Origin of the sequence: Sorangium sp. So ce1504 (assembly GCF_051521635.1) — a bacterium.
In the GTDB taxonomy this organism is placed as follows: domain Bacteria; phylum Myxococcota_A; class Polyangia; order Polyangiales; family Polyangiaceae; genus Sorangium; species Sorangium cellulosum_B.
Genome location: NZ_CP150365.1, coordinates 1,986,063 through 2,001,495, shown reverse-complemented (window position 1 = coordinate 2,001,495; position 15,433 = coordinate 1,986,063). Strand labels below are relative to the sequence as shown.

Annotated in this window: 17 protein-coding genes; 9 read left to right on the top strand and 8 right to left on the bottom strand. The window is 69.3% G+C overall.

The window, feature by feature from the left end:
- Nucleotides 1–20: 20 nt before the first annotated feature.
- Both otsB and WMF39_RS07680 read left to right on the top strand, forming a co-directional pair.
- Nucleotides 21–827, top strand: a complete 807-nt coding sequence (gene otsB / locus WMF39_RS07685; protein ID WP_437744897.1) for a trehalose-phosphatase — start codon at nt 21–23, stop codon at nt 825–827.
- 263 nt (nt 828–1,090) lie between these two features.
- On the top strand, nt 1,091–1,924 hold the full coding sequence (locus WMF39_RS07680; protein ID WP_437744896.1) for a hypothetical protein: 834 nt from the start codon (nt 1,091–1,093) through the stop codon (nt 1,922–1,924).
- A gap of 37 nt (nt 1,925–1,961) precedes the next feature.
- On the opposite strand, the gene WMF39_RS07675 is transcribed toward WMF39_RS07680, so the two are convergent.
- Nucleotides 1,962–2,705, bottom strand: a complete 744-nt coding sequence (locus WMF39_RS07675) for an SDR family oxidoreductase (RefSeq protein ID WP_437744895.1) — start codon at nt 2,703–2,705, stop codon at nt 1,962–1,964.
- 73 nt (nt 2,706–2,778) lie between these two features.
- On the opposite strand from WMF39_RS07675, the gene WMF39_RS07670 reads away from it, so the two are divergent.
- From WMF39_RS07670 to WMF39_RS07645, 6 genes are all read left to right on the top strand, one after another.
- A complete protein-coding gene (locus WMF39_RS07670; RefSeq protein WP_437744894.1) occupies nt 2,779–3,675 on the top strand; it encodes a cupin domain-containing protein in 897 nt (298 codons plus the stop codon).
- Nucleotides 3,676–3,909: 234 nt separating this feature from the next.
- Nucleotides 3,910–5,403, top strand: a complete 1,494-nt coding sequence (locus WMF39_RS07665) for a serine/threonine protein kinase (protein WP_437744893.1) — start codon at nt 3,910–3,912, stop codon at nt 5,401–5,403.
- A gap of 58 nt (nt 5,404–5,461) precedes the next feature.
- Nucleotides 5,462–6,481, top strand: coding sequence for a hypothetical protein (locus WMF39_RS07660; protein WP_437744892.1), 1,020 nt, complete (start codon nt 5,462–5,464; stop codon nt 6,479–6,481).
- Between the two features lies 1 nt (nt 6,482).
- Entirely contained in the window at nt 6,483–7,823 is a 1,341-nt protein-coding gene (locus WMF39_RS07655; RefSeq protein ID WP_437744891.1) for a hypothetical protein, read from the top strand.
- A gap of 442 nt (nt 7,824–8,265) precedes the next feature.
- On the top strand, nt 8,266–8,550 hold the full coding sequence (locus tag WMF39_RS07650; RefSeq protein ID WP_437744890.1) for a hypothetical protein: 285 nt from the start codon (nt 8,266–8,268) through the stop codon (nt 8,548–8,550).
- Nucleotides 8,551–8,802: 252 nt separating this feature from the next.
- Nucleotides 8,803–9,753 carry an acetyl-CoA carboxylase carboxyltransferase subunit alpha gene (locus tag WMF39_RS07645; protein WP_437744889.1) on the top strand — a complete coding sequence of 317 codons (951 nt, stop codon included), beginning with the start codon at nt 8,803–8,805 and terminating at the stop codon, nt 9,751–9,753.
- 141 nt (nt 9,754–9,894) lie between these two features.
- On the opposite strand, the gene WMF39_RS07640 is transcribed toward WMF39_RS07645, so the two are convergent.
- From WMF39_RS07640 to WMF39_RS07620, 5 genes are all read right to left on the bottom strand, one after another.
- The gene (locus WMF39_RS07640; protein ID WP_437744888.1) at nt 9,895–10,614 is read right to left on the bottom strand and encodes an SDR family NAD(P)-dependent oxidoreductase; all 720 of its coding nucleotides are present in this window, start codon (nt 10,612–10,614) and stop codon (nt 9,895–9,897) included.
- Between the two features lie 135 nt (nt 10,615–10,749).
- Entirely contained in the window at nt 10,750–11,355 is a 606-nt protein-coding gene (locus tag WMF39_RS07635) for an antibiotic biosynthesis monooxygenase family protein (protein WP_437744887.1), read from the bottom strand.
- Nucleotides 11,356–11,364: 9 nt separating this feature from the next.
- Nucleotides 11,365–11,991, bottom strand: coding sequence for a hypothetical protein (locus tag WMF39_RS07630; RefSeq protein ID WP_437744886.1), 627 nt, complete (start codon nt 11,989–11,991; stop codon nt 11,365–11,367).
- Nucleotides 11,992–12,035: 44 nt separating this feature from the next.
- Nucleotides 12,036–12,641, bottom strand: coding sequence for an antibiotic biosynthesis monooxygenase family protein (locus WMF39_RS07625; RefSeq protein WP_437744885.1), 606 nt, complete (start codon nt 12,639–12,641; stop codon nt 12,036–12,038).
- Entirely contained in the window at nt 12,638–13,264 is a 627-nt protein-coding gene (locus WMF39_RS07620) for an antibiotic biosynthesis monooxygenase family protein (RefSeq protein ID WP_437744884.1), read from the bottom strand. Before WMF39_RS07620 ends, WMF39_RS07625 begins: the two co-directional genes overlap by 4 nt.
- Nucleotides 13,265–13,618: 354 nt before the next feature.
- On the opposite strand from WMF39_RS07620, the gene WMF39_RS07615 reads away from it, so the two are divergent.
- Nucleotides 13,619–14,077, top strand: coding sequence for a hypothetical protein (locus WMF39_RS07615; RefSeq protein ID WP_437744883.1), 459 nt, complete (start codon nt 13,619–13,621; stop codon nt 14,075–14,077).
- A 17-nt stretch (nt 14,078–14,094) separates the two neighbouring features.
- Here the strand turns inward: WMF39_RS07615 and WMF39_RS07610 are convergent, their stop codons facing one another.
- Together WMF39_RS07610 and WMF39_RS07605 are read right to left on the bottom strand one after the other, a co-directional pair.
- Nucleotides 14,095–14,835 (bottom strand): glucose 1-dehydrogenase, encoded by a 741-nt coding sequence (locus tag WMF39_RS07610; protein ID WP_437744882.1) that lies wholly within the window; start codon nt 14,833–14,835, stop codon nt 14,095–14,097.
- A gap of 90 nt (nt 14,836–14,925) precedes the next feature.
- On the bottom strand, nt 14,926–15,396 hold the full coding sequence (locus WMF39_RS07605) for a hypothetical protein (protein ID WP_437744881.1): 471 nt from the start codon (nt 15,394–15,396) through the stop codon (nt 14,926–14,928).
- Nucleotides 15,397–15,433: the final 37 nt, after the last annotated feature.

The following is a 15,433-nucleotide window of genomic DNA, read 5'->3' as shown; positions in this document are numbered from 1 at the left end:
AGTGGTAGATCTGGTGCAGCATGGACGTTCTTGAATTGGTCGAGCGCGCGGCGGCCGCGCCATCATTGCTGCTCGCGACGGACTTCGACGGGACCATCTCCGAGATCACCGCGGTCTCGGGCGGGGCGGTGGCGGCGCCGGGCGCCCTCGGGGCGCTGGAAGCGCTCTCGCGGGCGCCGGGCACGACCGTGGCGATCGTCACGGGGAGGACGATCCAGGACGTCGCGGCGCGCACCGCGGCGGTCGGCGCGGCGTGGCGCGTGGGCGAGCACGGGGCGGAGATCGCGACGCCGGACGGGGAGCTCGTGTACCGGGCGGAGTCGCCGACCGAGGCGCTCAACGCGCTGGAGCGCGAGGCGGACGAGGCGGTGCGGCGGGTCCCTGCGCTGTGGGTCGAGCGCAAGCGCTGCTCGATCGCGCTCCACTGGCGGCTCGTCCCGGCGGAGGCCCGGCCGGCGGCGTTCGACGCGCTCGGGGCGTGGGCGGCCGCGGCGGCGCGGCGGGGGTTCGTGGTCATGAGGGGGCGCAGCATCCACGAGGCCCGGGACGCCGCGCACGACAAGGGCCGCGCCCTCGCGTTCCTGCTGGCGCGGCTGCCGCCGGGGACGCTGGTGGTCTATGCGGGCGACGACACGACCGACGAGCCGGCGATCGCCCATGCCCGGGCGATCGGCGGCGTGGGCGTCTACATCGCCTCGTCCGAGCGGCCGGACACCGCGGTCGAGCCCGACCTGACGCTCGATGGGCCCGGGGCGTGGATCGCGCTCCTCGAGGCGCTCGCGGCGCGGCGCGGCGGCGAGATCGGCGAGGCGCCGCGCCTCGTCTGAGGGCCGTACTCAAGTTCTCCGTTCTTGTACGTCAGAGAGAAGATCAGGAGAAGCGGTGTTGCGTGCGCGGCGCGCGCGACACGGGTGTACGGCGGGCAGATGCGGTGGGGTGGTGAGCCGGACGGCGGTGACGCGCCTCGAACGGAGCGGAATCCCAGCTGCGAGCTCCGCCGCCAGCAAACCGAGCGCGCCGTTCGTCCATGGCCGCTCGAAGGAAGAAGTCTGATTAGCGGGTGAGCTGGACCGACAGTAGAGTTCGGCGCATGTGGACATTTCACATCTCAGCACTTCCGCTCCGCCGCACGAGCCGCGTGCAGGCGACATCGGTGCCGCTGTGCCTCGTCGTCGCGCTGGCGGGCTGTTCGCCCAAGGCCCGCAGCTTCCAGGGGTCCGGCGGCGCGGGCGCCGGCAGCGGCGGGGATCACGGGGTCGGGGCGGGTGACCCCGGCGCTGGCTGGGACGGAGAGGCCCCTGCGTGCGCGGCCGAGACGCAGGCGACCGACTGCGACGATGACAATCCATGCACCGCGGACGCGTGCACCGCAGGCGCGTGCGTCAACGTCCCGCTCGACGGCGTGCCGGCCCTGCCGTCCGGGCAGATCGCGGGCGACTGCCAGATCCTCACCTGCGCTGCGGGACAGCCGTATCCTGCGCCGGACGGCGCCGACGCGGAAGACGACGGCGACCCATGCACGAGCGACGGGTGTCAACGCGGGGTCGCCACGCACGTCGTGGCTGCAGGCTCGCCGTGCGGCCAGGGCCGCGCCTGCGACGCAGCGGGCGCGTGCAGGGGCGCGAACGGCCGGGCGTGCGGCGGGCCGAGGGATTGCGCGAGCTGGAAATGCGTCGACGGCGTCTGCTGCGACACCGCTTGCGACGAGACCTGCATGGCCTGCAACGTCGAGCGGTCGATCGGCACGTGCTCGCCCCTCGGCCCCGGAGTCGAGGACGAGCCGGACTGCGAGCTGGACGACAAGGTCTGCGATGGCGCGGGCGCTTGCAAGCTGGCGCCCGGCCGGCGGTGTCATCGACACGAGAGCTGCGCGAGCGGCGTCTGCCGCGGGAGCGGCCGCTGCGGCGAGTTCACGAACGAATGAACCGCGGGCGACCAGCCCCAGTGCCCCATGGCGTCGCTCATCTGGCCAGGGCCAGCGCCACCGCGTCGGGACCGGCCGGGAAACGGAGCTGCCCCGATACGTCGTTCGCGGCGCGCCACACCCCTTCGGCCACGTCGGACTCGCTCGTCACCAGGGCCGGCTGCCCGAAGGAGGCGAAGATACGCTGCGCGAGAGGCGCGTAGGCGTCGGGAATCAGGCCTTCCATGCGGGGTCCCCCGTTGCTCGTGAAGCGCGTCGTCGGGCCGTAGCCCGGCTCGACGAGCTTCACGCGCACGCCGAAGGCCTCGAGCTCGAACGCGAGCGACGCGGTGAACCCTTCGATGGCCATCTTGCTCGCGGTGTAGACGGCGACCAGCGGCATCGGCGCGAGCGTCGCGCTCGACGTCACGTTCACCACCACGCCCGATCGCCGCGCGCGGAGCTGGGGCAGCACGGCCTGCGTCATCGCCATCACGCCAAACGTGTTGGTCTCGAACACCTCGCGCACCGTGCTCATCGGCGTGGCCTCGAAGGCGCCCATGAGCCCGATGCCAGCGTTGTTGACGAGAACGTCGATGGGCCCGCTCGCCTCGAGCGCAGCCGCGATGCTCTCGGGCTTCGTCACGTCGAGCGCGACCACGCGCAGCCGGTCCGACCGAGGCAGCACGTCCTCGCGCGGCGTTCTCATGGTGGCGACGACGTTCCAGCCCTGCGCGTGGAAGTGGCGCGCGGTTTCGAGTCCATATCCCGAGGAGCAACCCGTGATGAGCACAGTGTTCATGAAGGGAAGATAGCGGCGGCGCGCTGGACTATCTATCATTGGTAGTCCACGTTTCGTTTGCTAGAGTCCGGACATGAACGACCCGCTCTCGGAGGTCATCGCGCTGCTCCAGCCGCGCGCCGTGTTCTCGAAGCGCATCAGCGGCGCCGGTCGCTGGGGGGTCCGCTACGCGGACTTCGGCCAGCCGAGCTTCTGCGCCGTGCTGGAGGGCAGCTGTCGTCTCGCCGTCGACGGCGAGCGTGCCCTGACGCTCGAGGCGGGCGACTTCGTGCTCCTGCCGGCGACGCCGGGGTTCACCCTGTCGGGCTTCGAGCCGGTGAGGCCAGAGCGCATCGACCCGAAGGTGACGCCCGCGCCGACGGGTGAAGTCCGCCACGGGACGCGCGGTGGACGCCCGGACGTGCGGCTGCTCGGCGGCTACTTCCTCTTCGACTCGCCTGACGCGGCGCTGTTCGTGTCGCTGCTGCCAGCGCTGCTGCACGTGCGCGGCGTCGAGCGCCTCTCCGTGCTGGTGCGGCTCGTGGGCGACGAATCCAACGAGCAGCGATCGGGGCGCGATCTCGTGCTCACGCGGCTCGTGGAGGTGCTGCTCATCGAAGCGCTGAGGTCGACCTCGGCTGAGGACGCGCCTCCGGGGCTCCTGCGCGGGCTGGCCGATCCGAGGCTCGCGCCGGCGATACGGCAGATGCACGGTCAGCTCGCGCGCTCGTGGACGGTCGCCCAGCTCGCCAAGACCGCGGCCCTTTCGCGCTCGGCGTTCTTCGAGCGCTTCACCCGCACCGTGGGCATGCCGCCCATGGAATACCTGCTCGCCTGGCGCATGGCCGTCGCGAGGGATCTGCTCCGCCGGCACGATCTCGGGATCGCCGAGGTCGCCGAGCGCGTCGGCTACGGCTCGGCGAGCACCTTCAGCACCGCGTTCAGCCGCCACGTGGGCCAGCCTCCGGGTCGCTACGCGCGCGCGGGGTAGTCGGTGAGGGCAGTGAGCTTCGCCGAAGGATCTCCTGTCTCCTCACGGGCCAGAGCGTCCGGGCGATTTCATTTCACGACGAGCTTCCCAGCGGACGTGACACGGGCTCAGGCGGCCGGCGCTGGACCTACCGGGAGTCGCCAGCGAGCTTTATAGGGATAGCGCGGCGGCACGCGCGCGAGCCCATCAAGCGACGCTTGACCTCCCGGAGCCGCTGAGACCACATGGCAAGCCATGATCAACGCCCCGGTCCGGCCCGGCGACGTCGTGGCGGGCAAGTACCGCGTGGAGCGTCTGCTCGGCGCGGGGGCCGTGGGGGTCGTCGTTGCGGCGGTCCACGTCGAGCTCGGCCAGCGCGTCGCCGTCAAATTCATGCGCTCGGCCCACCACGTCTCCGCCGACGCGCGCGCGCGCTTCTTGCGCGAGGCGCGCGCGGCGGTACGGCTGCGCAGCCAGCACGTCGCCCGCGTGTTCGACGTCGGCACGCTCGAAAGCGGCGCGCCGTACATCGTCATGGAATTCCTCGAAGGGCGTGATCTCGCCGCGTCGCTCAAGGAGAGTGGGTGTCTCTCGCTCGACGACGCCGTGGAGTACGTTCTCCAGACGTGTGAAGCCGTCGGCGAGGCGCACGCCGCCGGGATTGTGCACCGCGACCTGAAGCCGGCGAACCTCTTCGTCACGGAGGACGTCAGCGGCGCGCCGTGCATCAAGGTCCTCGACTTCGGGATCTCGAAGATCAGCGGGGCGGAGCTCGCCCTCACAGAAGACGACGAGCAGCTCGGCACCCCCTACTACATGTCGCCCGAGCAGATGAGCTCGCCGAAGGATGTCGACGCGCGCAGCGACCTCTGGGCGCTCGGCGTCCTCTTGTATGAGCTCATCGCCGGGCAGACGCCGTTTCACGCGGAGACCTTGGCGGAGTTCTATGGGCGCATGCTCGCGGCGAAGCCTACGCCGCTCCACGAGCGCCGGAGCGACGTGCCCCCGGAGATCGACGCGGTGATCCAGCGGTGCATGATGCACGAGCGCGAGCAGCGCTGGAACGACGTGGCAGCGTTCGCCGGCGCCCTCGCGCCTCACGCGCCCCTGCGAGCGCGGGGCTATCCGGAGCGGGTTTGGCGGGTGCTCAACATGTCGCGGTCGTCTTCGCCGGGAGCCAGAGACGCGCCGGAGCCGCGGCGCGCGGCGGCCTCCTCGCCGCCGGCCAGCGCCGGGGCAGCAGGGTCGATCGCGCCGCGCCCGCCGGATGCCATGGCGGACACAGCGCCCACCGCGTCCTGGCGCTATGGAGCCCTATCGGCCTTCGAGGTGCTGCTGTCGAAGCCGCGCTATTGGGCTCCCCTTCTCCTCGGCGGTGCGTTCTTCGCGGGCGCTGCGCTGGCGGTGATCGCCTGGGGGGGGCGGCAGGAGGGGGGGCGGCAGGAGGGGGGGCGGCAGGAGGGGGGGCGGCAGGAGGGGGCGCGATCCCCGGCACCGACAGGCCCGCCGGCGGCCTCCTTCGGGGCGTTGAACGCGGCCCCGTCTGCGCCCGTCGAACCTCAAGCTCCCCGCTCCGCGCCCGCCTCTCCCGACGCGAGCGCGAAAGCGCAGGCGGAGCCCACCTCGCCTTCGCCGGCGGCGACGGCCACGCTGAAGGCGACGAAGCCCTCCCTGCGGGCGAAGCCCCCGGCCAAGGACCTTCTCACCCCGAAGCCCGAGCCGGCGTTCTCGTACGACGAGCGTCGCTAACCCTGGGACAACGGCGCGGGGTGCCAATATACTGGGATCGGTGCGTGGCCCAGGACCGATGCGTGTGAAGCGCAGTGTCACCGCTGCGGGTGCGCTGATCCTGTCGTTATCGCTCGCGCCGCGCGTCCTCGCGGACCCGACCGCCGAGGACCGGGCGGCCGCCGATGTGCTCTTCCGCGAGGGGCGCGCGCTCGTCAAGCAGGGCAGCTACGCCCTGGGGTGCGCGAAGCTCGCCGCCAGCCAGAAGCTGGACCCGATGGCCGGGACGCTGCTCGCCCTGGCGGATTGCTACGAGCTCAATGGCGCGACGGCGAGCGCCTGGGCGACCTTCAACGACGCCGAAGCGATGGCGCGCAAAGCGGGCGACGGGCGGCGCTCGAAGGAAGCGGGGCGGCGTGCGGGCCTCCTCGAGCCGCAGCTCTCGAAGCTCGTCATCGAGGTGGCGCCGGAGGCCCGGGTCGAGGGGCTCGAGGTGCGGCGCAACGCGAAGCCGCTCGATGCGGCGATGTTCGGCTCGGCGATCCCGGTCGATCCGGGCGAGCATGCAATCGCGGCGGTGGCGCCTGGCAAGAAGGCATGGAGCGCGAAGGTGGTCGTCGAGCCGAAGCCAGGGCAGAGGACGGTGCGCGTCCCTCTGCTCGAGGACGCGCCCGCGCCAGGGCGGGGAGCGCCCGCGCCCGCGGCCACGAGCGCCGCGCCCGCGGCGAGCTCGTGGAGCGCGCAGCGGACCGTTGGGCTCGTGCTGGGCGGGGTGAGCTTGGCGGGGATCGCGGTAGGCGCTGTGTTCGGTGTCGAGACGCTCTCGAAGGTGAGCGAGGCGCGCAGCCAGCACGGGTGTACCAACGACGACCCTCCCCGTTGTGACGCCGAGGGGGTCAAGCTCCATCAGGACGCCAACACGACCGCCAACATCTCCAACGTGGCGTTCGCGGCGGGAGGCGCGGCGCTCATCACGGGCCTGGTCGTGTTCCTGACCGCGCCGTCGAGCGACGCCGTGCCGTCGACGGTGCTGGAGGTGCGCCTGGAGCCTCCGGTCCGGGCGGGAGCAGCGGGGCTGTCGCTGCGAGGTAGCTTCTGAGATGCGCCCGACGCGACCATGGGGGCTCGTCATCGTCGGGGGCGCATTGCTCGTCGCCGGCTGCCAGATCATCGCGGGTGTGCGCGCCGACGCGGAGCTGAACCAAGTAGGCAGCGGCGACGAAGCGTGCAGCGTTGCTTCCGAGTGCCAGAGCGGCGTCTGTCAGGACGGCATCTGCAAGCCGGCCGAGGCGAAGTGCGCGCTCGATCTCGAGCCGTTCGACATCCTCACCTCCGAAGACCTCGGCGGCCATGAGGTCGACACCTCCTCGCTCGTGCTGGCAAGCGGACCCGATCGCGTATTTGTCTCGGTCGTCGACAAGATTGCCAGCCGGCTCGTGATCGGGACGGTGCACGAGATCGGAGAGCCAGCCGGGTCGAAGACGGAGTTCCCCTTCACCGACGGCGCGGCCTTCGTCACCGGCCGCGAATCGGGAGGGCAAGTCATCCTTCAGGGCAGGGTGGGGTACGAGATCGGGCAGCTCGTCTTCCCCACGACCGCCGACGGCGTCTCGTCCGAGGGGACGTTCCAGCGGTTTCCCGCGCTCGCACCGGAGTGCGCGAGCCCCAACGTGGCAACGTCGATGGCGTTCGTCCAGGCGGGCGACAACACCCTTTACGCCGCGACCTGCGCGGCGCCGGGCGGCTCGACGCGAGCGCTCGTCGTCGGTGGATCGGCCGAGCCTGCGCCGACCCTGGTGGCCCAGGGCCCACGTACCGATGCCTCGCTCAACGTTCACTACTACACCGTCACGAACGGCCAGCACCTCCTCTTGTTGGATGACAACGCGACCGGAGAGGCGTTCTTCAGAACGGGCGCCTCGCGCGCCGATCTCGGCGTGGCGCACCAGATCCAGTTCAGCCCGTCTCCTGACGAGGTGGAGTCTTTCTTCGGGGCGTTCCCGCTGCCCGAGGGCGATGGCGTCACGCTCTTGATCGTGCACCTCGTTCCTCCGCCGAGGCTCGCCCTCTCGGCGGAGGTAGGCGTCGTGAAGGACTTCTTGTCGCTCGGACAGGTTCCCCCGCCCGGCTTTACCCCTGTCTTCAAGCTCCAGAATGTAAACCAGTACAACCCCCCGGGTCCCGTCGCGAGCGACGGCGAAAACGTGTATTTGACGTTGGTGCCGCCGCCTGGAAAGAGCGTGAACCTGGGCTGGTTCACGCGAACAGGCGAGAGCGTGCTCCCCCACCAGCTCATCTTTTCCCTTCCGGACGGCAGCAGCGCGCAGATCCTCGGCTCGACCGTCGCGCAGCTCGGCGTCAAGCTGCTCGTCGCCTGGATCGAGCAACGCGACGGTGCCTACTCCGTGCGCGGTCAGCGGCTCATCTGCACGCTGCAATGACGGGCCAACCGGCGCGGCCAGCTCGAGCGACCCGTTGGTCGGCGGGAGCTCCTCGGGAGCGCACGTCCTTTCGCGACCCGTCCACGATTCTCACCTGGCTCGCCATCGTCACAGCACGTGGAGGTGCCCAGCCGAGGCTCAGAGCGTCGTTCCGAGCCTCTCCAGGTTGGTGGATACCGCACTGCGTGGCACCGTTTGCAGCATCTTGCTTGATCGAGCAAGCCACCATGGTGGCGAGCGCCGCGCGCGGCGCTCGCCTATGCGCCCGGCGCAGGCAATCGCGCGGAGACGGCGGCCCGCGGCCGCAGGCGCGCCGGGCACGGAGACTGCTAATGCCACGAAGAGGCCCGCACAGAGGTCCGAGGAGTCAGGTGCCGGTGAGTGAGCGATGGCCCGAGAGACCAGCCCGACCCCGGCGTGCACACGAATGCAGGAGAGCACCATGTCAAACACGAAAGACATCGAGCTCGAGCCATCGCAGACAGCGACTGGCCGAGATCACGCCATCGGCGGGGCGCCGGGCCCCGAGGACACCGCGCGTGCGACCAAGATCGTGGCAAAGTCGCTCGTTCGCGAGCTGCTCGCTCAAGGACATCAGGCGTCGCGCCTCGTCTTGCTCGCGGCCGCGCTGGTCGAGGCCGTCACGTTGGAGCTGCAGCGCGCCGCGTCCGGCCCGATGGCACCGGACGGCCCGGATGGCACGGCGTCCATGACCGCGCGCCCGTGACCAGGCTGGGCGCCTGGAGCTCCGGGTGCCCGCGTTCGCCAGCCGGACCGCCCCCGCCTTGCACCCGGGCGTGAACGCCCTCCTCGTTCTCCGTCCCATCCCTGCCTCCTTGTGCCATCAGGGGTGTCCACCGACGCGAAGGAGGACTAGGTAGCGAGTTGGGTGCGTTGTTCTCAGGCGACGTCCGGCGCTCCGACACCGCGGGTGTGACGCCGCGACCGGCTGCGCGCCAGAGCTACCGGGGAGATCTTCATGGCCGATGTCGTCCTGCCGTTCGAGAAGCCGGTCGCGGAGCTCATCGCCAGGGTCCGGGAGCTGCGCGCGCTCGTCGCGTCCGATCGGAGCCTCGTGGCGGAGCTCGCCGAGCTCGAGGAGAGGATGAACCGGCTCGCGCGCGAGGTCTTCGCTGCGCTGACGCCGATGCAGAAGGTGCAGCTCTCGCGGCACGCGAACCGTCCTCACACGCTCGATTACGTGCAACGGATGTTCACCGATTGGTGCGAGCTGAAGGGGGATCGCCGCTTCGCCGACGACTGCGCGGTCGTCGCCGGGCTCGCGGGGTATCACGGCCGCAGCGTGGTGGTGGTGGGGCACCAGAAAGGGCGCGATGCGAAGGAGAACGTGAAGCGCAACTTCGGCATGCCGCACCCGGAGGGGTACCGGAAAGCCGTGCGGCTCTACGAGCTGGCGGAGAGGTTCCGGCTGCCGATCCTCACGTTCATCGACACCCCCGGCGCTTACCCGGGCCTCGGCGCCGAGGAGCGCGGGCAGAGCGAGGCGATCGGCGCGGCGCTCGCCGTGATGGCGCGGGTGCAGGTGCCGATCGTGGCGACCATCATCGGCGAAGGAGGCTCCGGCGGCGCGCTGGCGCTCGGGCTCGCCAACCGCGTGCTGGTGCTCGAGTTCGGCTGCTACTCGGTCATCTCGCCCGAGGGCTGCGCGGCGATCCTCTGGCACGACCCCGCGCGCGTCGGCGACGCGGCTGCGCAGCTCAAGATCACCGCGCCGGACCTGCTGCGGCTCGGGGTCGTGGACGCGATCGTCGAGGAGCCCACCGGGGGCGCCCATCAGGATTACGACGGCGCCGCGGCGTTGCTCGATCAGGCCCTCTGGACGACGCTCGCTTCGCTCGACGAGCTCGGGACGGAGGCGATCGTCGACGATCGGTACCGGAGGTTCCGCGGGCTCGGGTCGTTCAGCTGACGCTCTAACCTGGAGCTGTCGACCGCGAGCCCGGCAGGGCGACGAGGGGCCGTGGCGCGACCTCCCTCCCCACGCGCCCCCGGTCGAGCCACGACCGACCTCCAGCGTCACGAAAGCGAACGCCCTGAAGCGCTCCACGAGTCACGCCTCCGTGCGCGCGCTGCCCGCGACAGGCTTGCTTCCGATCACCAGGACATCGACGAGCGCCGCATTGGATAGCGACAGAACGAACTCGATCGCCCGGCTGATGTCCGTCGTGGCGAGCATCTGCTCCGCCAGGAGGCCCGACCCGGCCGCCATGTCGGTGTCGACCACATCCGGGCACAACGTCGTCACCTTGATCCCCTTGGGCAACAGCTCCCGTGCCAGAGACCGGCCGTAGCCGACCAGCGCGTGTTTGCTGGCCGCATAACCGCCGACGACGGCGAACGGCTCGACGCCCGTGACGGACGCGATGTTGAAGATGTGGGCCGACCCAGCCTCGGCCAGCGAGCCCAGGCAGGCGACGCACAGGTTGTGTACCGCCTTCACGTTGGTCGTCAGCATCGCGTCGAGATCTTCCATCGCCATGCTGCTGGTACCGAAGCGGAATATGCCGGCCGAATTCACGAGGACGTCGAGGCGCCCCCAGCGGCTGAGCTCCGCCTGAACGGCGCCGCGCGCGGCGTCGAAATCGCACAGATCCACCGCGACGGCGCTCACCGTCCTTCCATATTCCCGGCGCAGAGCCTCCGCGCGTTCTGCCAGCGATGCACGTCCACGGGCCACGAGGATGAGATCGAAGCCACGGCTGGCGAACCAGCGCCCGATCTCTCGTCCGATCCCGCGGCTCGCGCCCGTCACGAGCGCCACTTGAGACATGGTCCTCTCCTTGTCGATCACGAGCAACGCAGCCGCCGCGCTGCGGTCTCTGCCACACAGATGGGGGCGGCTGGTCGCATCGAGCCTGACGAGCCGCCAGCCAACACACCGCCAACACACCATTAACCGCGCGGATCACCCATCGAAGCCGATACTTTGGACCTGCGCGCACAACGAGGGATGGAGCCGATATGTCATCGACCTCTCTCGATGGCGGTCATACGCTCTATCACGCAGAGACTCCTTGAAGTCCTCGGCGCTACGCCATTGCGAGACGTTGAACAGGCGGTACCTGGCCGACGGGGCGGCGGAGCGGAACAGCCGGGCGTTCAGGAAGCCCGGGTGCGCTGCCATGTGGTCCTTGGCCCTGTCCCACATCGCGAGGACGTCCGGGATCTCGGCCTCGCTGATCTCAAAAGGATTGATCAGCCACGCGTGGCCAGGGAGCCCCCGGGACAGCTCCGACAACATGACACCCAGTCGGCACTTCGTGCCTTGGACGAGGCCAGCCGATGCACCGCGGGGCGACACACCACCCAGCGCCGCCTCGCCGACATCGGTGTCATCGAACGCGTAGACGGAGAGCAGCGTGTAATTCACGTCGCGGATCGGCTCGAACACGTGGAACAACTCTGCAGTTCGCAGGCCGCACCGCTTCCGCAGGGCCAGCGCGTGGTCCTGCCAGCGCTCGGCATAGCTCGGCGCGGCCACGGCGTCGACGACGTCTATCCAGTAGATCATGTCCAGACCTCAGCGCGGCGCCGTGTAGAGCGCGACGCGGCGGCTCAGATGGAGAGCAAAATCGCTCTTGAATGGCTCGACGATCGACACGAAGCGGTCGCCGTGGACCCCAGCGAAGAAGCGCTCGGCGCTGTCCCATTCCGCCACGTTGATGAACTTGACCTCGTCAGCCAGGTTCCTGGTCCGGTACAGGCTGGAGTTGACGTACCCGGCGAGCTGGCTCATCGTCTGCGCCGCCTCGGCCCACATGGCGGCATAAGCTGCCATGCGCTCCTCGGGCAGGAACATGAGGTCGACCAGCACCAACTTGCCGGAGGGCGGGCGGAAGCGGTATTCGGAGCCGTCGACGAGATCCATCTTGAAACCGGTGAATTTGGTGCCGGCCGCGCCCAGCACCGAGACAAGCTCTGCGTTCTGTCTCACCGCGGCGCGGGCCCGCTCCCAGTCCTCCGCCGAGCTCCACCGGCAGACGCTCACCATCTCCCAGCCGGTGCGTGGCCTGAGCGTCTGGAAGATCTCGAGCAGCTGCCCCCCCTCAAAGCCTGGTTGCTCGGAGAGGAAGGAGCACACGGCGCGCCATGCATCCGCCGCGACGGGGCGGTTTCTTGTCTCAAGAAGATCGATGACCATAACCATGGATCAAATTCTTTCACTGTGGATGGGTGTCAGCGGCGAGGGCTTCATCCGCCCCTCGCGATTTCATCGACGACGTGTGACAGGCATATCTGAAATGCACCTTCGAACGGGGCAACGAGATTCTTGTAGTCCTTGCCGGCGAGCTGCTTCATGAACGCGTCTTCGCTCTCCCACTCGGCGCGACTGATGAAGTAGTACGTGTCGTGCTCCGGGTGGTAGCTCTGAAAGAGCTCTGCGGAGATGAACCCATCCCGTCCGGCCATGAGGGCCCTCGTCGCGCCCCACATCATCGCGTTCTCCGCCGCCTGTGGCTGCCGGATGCGGTAAGGATTGGTGATGACGAGGTGCGATCCTCGCGCCGGCTGCTCCACGAATTCGCTCCGATCGACGAGCCCGTAGAGGTTGATGCCGCGATCGGCCTCCAGCGGCCGCTCCAGGCCGGCCGCCCGGACAGCATAGTGAGCGTTGATGTCGGTCCATCGAACAACGCTGATCAGGTCGTATCCGCGCGCGTTGAAGCGCTTGAAGACGACGTGAAGCTGGGCATTGAGGAACCCGGGGCACGCGGCCAGCTCACGGGCTGCTCCAACCCACGACCGCCGAAGCGCGTCGGTTCTGTCGGTCTCTACGATGTCTATTTGTGCGATCATGTGAATGCCAATCTGGTCAATGATGCGGGCAGGTGGGCTAGCATGATCTGGCTCTTCGGCTGGAAGCCGCCGCTGATGATCGCCTTGAACGCGGGGCTCGCGAACGCAGCCTGGAACGCGGAGACGCTGGTCCAGCGCGCGACGTTCACGAAGCAGCCCGCGCGCTCGCCGGGCACAGCCTCGAACAGGCGGCTCATGACAAACCCTGCCTGGGTTACCATATAGGCAGTCGCGCGGTCGAACTGCCGCAGGAAGCGCGCGCGATCCTGCAGCGCCAGCGCGCACAGCGTGATCAGCAGGACGCCAGCCGAGGAGCTCGCTCGGGTGATCGCGATCCCGTCACGACGACCGCGAGCGCGGACAACCATGCGAGCGTCGAGCCTGAGCGACGGCTGCGGCGACGAGGCGTCCATGGGGTCATCTCGAGAGAGTCGATCCGGTGTCGTCGAGACCGTCATGAGAACGTACGGTGCCGTGCCATAGCCATCGCGATCCAGGTCATCTTGCTCGATGGCAACGGAGAAGCCGGCGCGTCCACACCCCCGGCGCAGGAGCTGCTCGCCTGCCCTCGCGGGGTGAGCGCTCGCCGAGGACAGGGTAAAAAAATCGAAACGGGTGACCATGATCCTCACTCCCAGCACTGGCCGCCTGACGGCGGCCTCAGCGCAAACTCGTTTCAGGATGGAACCTCGACGCCCCCAGGAAGCCGGGCGTGGTCGCCCTCCTCTTTATCCATGCCATCCCTGCCTTCCCGCCCCCTCGGGGTTGCCCGCGGAATCGGGGGATCATCCTGCCCACCGCTTCTCGTTCGTCCCGGTGCTCAAAGCCAGGCATCGCTCGATGCCGCCCGGGCGCACCGCTGCTACAATGACGACGCGTGGCAGAGCCGGCCGCGGAGCTCCCACGCCGGCGTGCCGGTCCCAGGCATGCGCCATGAGCACGGAAGCATGTGCGATGGGCGCGGGGAGGGTCATAGGATGGCACGAGCACTCGAGGTCGCTTCCGTTGTGTTCACCAGCGCGTTCGCCGGCGGCAGCCTGCTGGTGTCGACCGCCGTGGCTTCCAGTTTTTCATCCATGCGTCCGAGCGAGTTCCTGGACTGGTTCGCGGTCCATGGACCGCGCATGGGCATGACGCTCTTCCCCTTGAACGTCGGGGGAACGGTGGCGTGTGGATACAATCTGTTCAGCGCCATCAAGCGGAAGCAGCACCCGTTGCCGTGGGGGCTGGCCACCGCGTGCATGGCCGGCACGCTCGTCTTGTTGCCTCTCTACTTCGCACGCGCGAACGAGGCTCTGATCGGGAAGACGATCGACGTCCGGGAGGTGCCCGAGGTCATCACGTCGTGGTCCAAGTGGCAGTGGGGACGAACGGGCCTCAGCGTCATGGCAGCGCTCTTCGCTGGAGTTGGAGCGCGCAGGGCGACCTCCGGGTGACTCCCCGCCAGGTGCGCTCACCTCATCAACACGCCGCCGTTCACGTGGAGGACCTGGCCCGTGATCCATCGGCTGTCGTCGGACGCGATGAAGGCCACGACGTCGGCCACGTCCTCGGGCGTCCCGACCCTGCCGAGCGGCGTCATCGAGGCAACCCCCTGGATCCTCTCGTCGGTCATCTGCGTGCGCAGCGCGTCGGTGTCGATGATACCCGGCGCGATCGCGTTCACCGTGATCCCACGCGGCCCGAGCTCCGCGGCGTGGACGCGCGTGAACGCCTCGATCGCCGCCTTGGCACCGGCGTACAGCGACGTCCCCGGCATGGCCATGCACGAGAGATCCGAGGAGATGTTGATGATCCTCCCGGAGTTGCCCATGAGGCGCGCTGCCTCCTCGGAGGCGAAGAGCACCGAGCGCGCGTTCAGATCGAAGATGTTGCTGAACGCAGCCCGGCTCACGTCCTGCAGGGCGCACGCCTCGAACACGGCGGCGTTGTTCACGAGGACGTCCACCCGCTCGAACGCCGCGGCGGCGCGCTCGAAGAGCACCTTGATCTCCTCGACCCTGGAGACGTCGGCGCGCACCGCGGTCGCGCGCCGTCCCATGCCCCTGATGTCCTCGACCACGCGCGCTGCAGCCACCTCGTTCGCTGTGTAATTGACAATCACGTCCGCGCCGTCGCGCGCGAGCCGTCTCGCAACGGCAGCCCCGATCCCGCGTGACGCCCCCGTCACCACCGCAACCTTGCTCTGTCTCATCGCTCTACACCCGTTCTCTTCACGCCCTCGCGGGCGCGTTACATGATTCGCCCTGTTGGCTGGTCGGCCATGGTTCCGCTCCGACCGGCGCTACGCGATCGGCTCCACGAAGCCGACGCCCTGCGCGTGACCCGCGTCCTGAGTCCTCTGCTCGACGACCGCTCGGAGCGTGTCCTCGAAATCCTCGCGACGGACGAACGGGACCAGGAGGCCCCGCTCCCTGAGGCTCGCGAGCGAGACGCCCATCGCCGCGAACCTGGACCGGACGAGGACATTGATGCAATGGACGCGTGGCCTGTTCCGCTTGATCCACATCACCATCCCGGTGCGGTACTCGCGGTCGAAGTCCGTGAGGCGCTCGGCGTCCACGAAGAGGTCCGCCGGGTGGCCGGACGCGGCGAGCGCCTCGAACAGGCTGACCAGCGGGGGGACGAAGGCGGCCTCCCCGTGGCCGCTGCAGCGCACCACGAGCACGCCTGGAGCAGGGTGCTCCAGCCGGACCTCGCCCCGGTCCGTGCTGATCCTGTCATCGCCGATCTGCGATACAAAAAACGCTGGCATCAACGTCTCCTCTCGCCGGGCATCCCAGGCGTGCTCG